A 4,206-nucleotide genomic window follows, 5' to 3' on the forward strand; every position below is an offset into this window, starting at 1 on the left:
CGCCCCGCAGCCCGGACGCCCCGTGGCACCACGCCAAGCCCGCCTACGAGGAGCCGGACGGTTCCCGCGACGGCGGGCCCGAGCAGGTCGAACGTCCGGAAGAACGTCCGGAAGAACGTCCGGAGGAACGTCCGGAAGAACGTCCGGAGGGACCTCCGGAGGAACGACCGGACGAGCGACCCACCGACGACCCCGAGGGAGGCGGACAGTGACCGACGCGCTCGACGTCACGCTGCGCCTGCTGGCCGTCCTCGCCGCCTTCCTGGTCCTCCCCCTCGTCGTGGGCCAGACCGAGCACAAGGTGATGGCCCACATGCAGGGCCGTCTCGGCCCGATGTACGCCGGAGGCTTCCACGGCTGGGCCCAGCTCGTCGCGGACGGCGTGAAGTTCGTGCAGAAGGAGGACGTGGTCCCGGCCGGCGCCGACCGCCGCGTCTTCCAGCTCGCCCCCGCCGTCGCCCTCCTGCCGTACCTGCTGGTCCTGCTGGTCATCCCGCTCGGACCGGGTGACGCGGTCGGCCAGGCCATCGACGCGGGCGTCTTCTTCGCCCTCGCCGTGATGGGGGTGGGCGTCCTCGGCTCGCTGATGGCCGGCTGGGCGTCCGCCAACAAGTTCTCCCTGCTCGGCGGCCTCCGCACGGCCGCCCAGCTGCTCTCCTACGAACTGCCGATGCTGCTCGCGGCGGCCTCCGTCGCCATGGCGGCCGGCACCGTCTCGCTCACCGGCATCGCCGGCGCCTTCCAGTGGTGGTGGCTGCCCTGGCAGCTCGTCGGCGCGGTCGTCTTCTTCGTGGCCGGCCTCGCCGAGCTCCAGCGCCCGCCGTTCGACATGCCGGTGGCCGACTCGGAGATCATCTTCGGCGCGTACACCGAGTACACCGGACTGCGCTTCGCGTTCTTCCTGCTCGCCGAGTACGCCGGCATCGTCGTCCTCTGCGGTCTGACCACCGTGCTGTTCCTCGGCGGCTGGCACGGCCCGTTCGGGGGCGACGACCTCGGCTGGTTCTGGACACTGCTGAAGACCGCCGTCCTGGCCTTCGTGGTCATCTGGCTGCGCGTCACCTACCCCCGGCTGCGGGAGGACCAGTTGCAGAAGCTGTCATGGACCTTCCTGGTTCCGCTCGCCCTCGCCCAGATCGCCCTCACCGGCGTCGTCAAGGTGGTGATCGTGTGAAGCCGCCGGCCTCCGCCTCCGCCTCCGCGTCGGCCTCCCGCGGCATCCCCGGCAGCGGGCTGGCCAAGGGCCTGGCCGTCACGCTGCGCACCATGGTGCGGAAGAACGTCACCGCGCAGTACCCGGACGTCCAGCCCGCACTCGCCCCCCGCACCCGCGGGGTGATCGGCCTCTTCGAGGAGAACTGCACCGTCTGCATGCTGTGCGCCCGTGAGTGCCCGGACTGGTGCATCTACATCGACTCCCACAAGGAGACCGTGCCCCCGGCCGCGCCCGGCGGCCGCGAGCGGCAGCGCAACGTCCTCGACCGGTTCGCCATCGACTTCGCGCTCTGCATGTACTGCGGGATCTGCATCGAGGTGTGCCCCTTCGACGCCCTCTTCTGGTCCCCGGAGTTCGAGTACGCCGAGACGGACATCCGCGAGCTCACCCACGAGCGGGACAAACTCCGCGAGTGGATGTGGACCGTCCCCGCTCCGCCCGCCCTGGACGCCGCCGCGGAGGAGCCCAAGGAGGTCGCCGCCGCGCGCAGGACGGCGGACAAACTGCGCCGGGCGGAAGGCCCGGCAGCGGACGGGGCGGAAGGCCCGGCGGGGGAGGAGACCCCGTGAGCCACGGATTCCTCTCCCCGACCGGCGTGGAGATCACCTTCATCCTGGTCGGCGTGGTCACCCTGGGCGCCGCCGTGGTCAGCGTGACCACCCGGCAACTGGTGCACGCCGCGCTCTGGCTGGTGGTCGCGCTCGGCGGGCTCGCCGTCGAGTACCTGCTGCTCACCGCCGAGTTCATCGCCTGGGTGCAGGTCCTGATCTACGTCGGCTCGGTGGTCGTCCTCCTCCTCTTCGGCCTGATGCTCACCCGCGCGCCGATCGGCCGCTCCCCGGACGCCGACTCCGGCAACCGCGGAGTCGCCCTCGGGGTGGCGGTGGCCGCGGCGGTCGCCCTGGTCTGGGTGGTCGTCGACGCCTTCCGCACCACCTGGATCGAGCTGGACGGCGCCTCCGCCGGCACCACCGAGGTCACCGGCGCGTCCCTCTTCCAGCACTGGGTGCTCCCCTTCGAGGCCCTCTCGGTCCTGCTGCTGGCCGCCCTGGTCGGCGCCATCGTCCTCTCCCGCAAGCGGAACGCCGACTCCGGCGAAGGAGGAGAGCGCTGATGCACCTCGCCTACCCCGTCGTCCTCTCCGCCCTCCTCTTCTGCACCGGGGTCTACGGCGTCCTGGCGCGCCGCAACGCGATCCTCGTGCTGATGTCGGTCGAGCTGATGCTCAACGCCGTCAACCTCAACCTCGTCGCCTTCGACGCCTGGCTGAGCCGCGCCGCGCAGGCCGCGCTCCCGCACGACGGGCTCCACTCCGGCCAGGCGCTGACCCTGTTCACCATCGCCATCGCCGCCGCCGAGATCGGCATCGGCCTGGCGATCGTCCTCGCCGTGTACCGCAACCGCGGCACCGCCGACGTCGACCGCCTCCGCGACACCGCGGAGGACCCCGGCGGGTCCGACGGCACGGACGCGACCGCCCGAGCCGGCGTCCCCGCCCCGGGGAGCGGCGAGAAGGCCGAGGCCTCCGCATGAGCACGATCACCCTCGCCGTCCTCGTCCCCCTGCTGCCGTTCCTCGGCGCGGTCGCGGGACTCCTGCTGGGCCGCGTCGCCCCCGGCTTCGTCCGCCCCCTCGCCGTGCTCCCGGTGCTCGCCTCCCTCGCCCTCGCCGCGCTGGTCGCGGCCCGCCAGGGTGGCGGGGACCCGATCGACGCCGCGACCGAACTCACCCCGACCGGCTCGGTGCCGATCGAACTGGCCCTGCACATCGACGGCTTCGCCGCCCTCACCGCCCTGCTGGTGACCCTGGTCTCGGCGTGCGTGCAGATCTACTCGACGGGCTACCTCCGCCACGACGCCCGGTACGCCTCCTACGCGGCACTGGTCTCCCTGTTCACCGCCGCCATGCTGCTGGTCGTCTACACCGGCGACCTGATGGTGCTGCTGGTCGGCTGGGAGGTCATGGGCATCTGCTCCTACTTCCTGGTCGGCCACTACTGGGAGACCCCCGAGGCGCGTGCCGCCTCGCTCAAGGCGTTCCTGGTCACCAAGGCCGGTGACGTCCCGTTCCTGATCGGCCTCTTCGTGCTCGCCGCCGACGCCGGCTCGTTCCGGATCACCGAGATCCTGGAAGCCGTCCGGAACACGGCCCTGGACCCGAGCACGCCGACCTTCGCCGCGGTGGAGCGGATCGACAACCCCACCCTGATCGCCCTGCTCCTGCTGGCCGGGGTGGCCGGCAAGTCGGCGCAGTTCCCGCTGCACACCTGGCTGCCCGACGCGATGGCCGGCCCCACGCCCGTCTCCGCGCTGATCCACGCCGCGACCATGGTCGCCGCCGGCGTCTACTTCGTGGCCCGGCTGCTCCCGCTCTTCCAGGCGTCGGCCGCCGCCATGCTGGTGCTGGCGGTGACGGCCGCCGTCACCATGATCGGCTCGGCCCTCGCCGCACTCGCCCAGGACGACGTCAAACGGGTCCTGGCCTGGTCGACCATCGGCCAGCTCGGCTACATGACCGGGGCCCTCGCCGCCGGAGACCGCTCCGCCGCCGCGTTCCACCTCCTCACCCACGGCGCCTTCAAGGCGCTGCTGTTCCTCACCGCCGGCGTGCTCATCCACGCCGCCGGCACCAACTCGCTGGCCGCCATGTCCCGCATGCGCGGGCTGCGCACCCGCGTGCCCGACGCCTACTGGACGATGACCGTCGCCCTGCTCGCGCTGGCCGCGATCCCGCCGTTCAGCGGCTTCTTCTCCAAGGAGGCCGTGCTGGTCGCCGCCGAGCACGCCGCCACCGGCGAGGGCGGCCCGGTCGCCGCCGGATGGATCGTGCTGGCGGCGGGCCTGCTCACCGCGTTGCTGACCGCCGCCTACGCCACCCGCCTGTGGCTGCGCGCCTTCCGCGGCCGGGGGACCGAGGCCCCCGACCACGGCAGGCAGCCGGTCGCCATGAACGCCGTCCTGTGGGTGCTGGCCGTCCCCTCCCTCGCACTG

Annotated in this window: 5 protein-coding genes and 1 pseudogene; all 6 read left to right on the top strand. The window is 72.5% G+C overall.

Going from position 1 to position 4,206, the window contains the following annotated elements; genetic code table 11:
- Nucleotides 1-212: pseudogene (locus tag HW445_RS32845) on the top strand (NADH-quinone oxidoreductase subunit C); the annotation flags it as partial.
- Nucleotides 209-1,174: a complex I subunit 1 family protein gene (locus tag HW445_RS20525; protein ID WP_180222448.1), complete on the top strand. Its 966-nt coding sequence runs from the start codon at nucleotides 209-211 to the stop codon at nucleotides 1,172-1,174. The pseudogene HW445_RS32845 and the gene HW445_RS20525, both read left to right, overlap by 4 nt.
- Before the next feature lie 92 nt (nucleotides 1,175-1,266).
- Nucleotides 1,267-1,785, top strand: coding sequence for a 4Fe-4S binding protein (locus HW445_RS20530; RefSeq protein WP_180222452.1), 519 nt, complete (start codon nucleotides 1,267-1,269; stop codon nucleotides 1,783-1,785).
- Complete coding sequence (locus tag HW445_RS20535) at nucleotides 1,782-2,330, top strand: NADH-quinone oxidoreductase subunit J (RefSeq protein ID WP_180222449.1); 549 nt, start codon at nucleotides 1,782-1,784, stop codon at nucleotides 2,328-2,330. Before HW445_RS20530 ends, HW445_RS20535 begins: the two co-directional genes overlap by 4 nt.
- On the top strand, nucleotides 2,330-2,749 hold the full coding sequence (nuoK, locus tag HW445_RS20540) for an NADH-quinone oxidoreductase subunit NuoK (protein WP_180222450.1): 420 nt from the start codon (nucleotides 2,330-2,332) through the stop codon (nucleotides 2,747-2,749). Before HW445_RS20535 ends, nuoK begins: the two co-directional genes overlap by 1 nt.
- Nucleotides 2,746-4,206: NADH-quinone oxidoreductase subunit L (locus HW445_RS20545; protein ID WP_180222451.1), on the top strand; the 1,461-nt coding region annotated here is incomplete at its 3' end. The genes nuoK and HW445_RS20545, both read left to right, overlap by 4 nt.

The organism is Streptomyces sp. UH6 (genome assembly GCF_013421635.1).
Lineage (GTDB): Bacteria > Actinomycetota > Actinomycetes > Streptomycetales > Streptomycetaceae > Streptomyces > Streptomyces abyssomicinicus.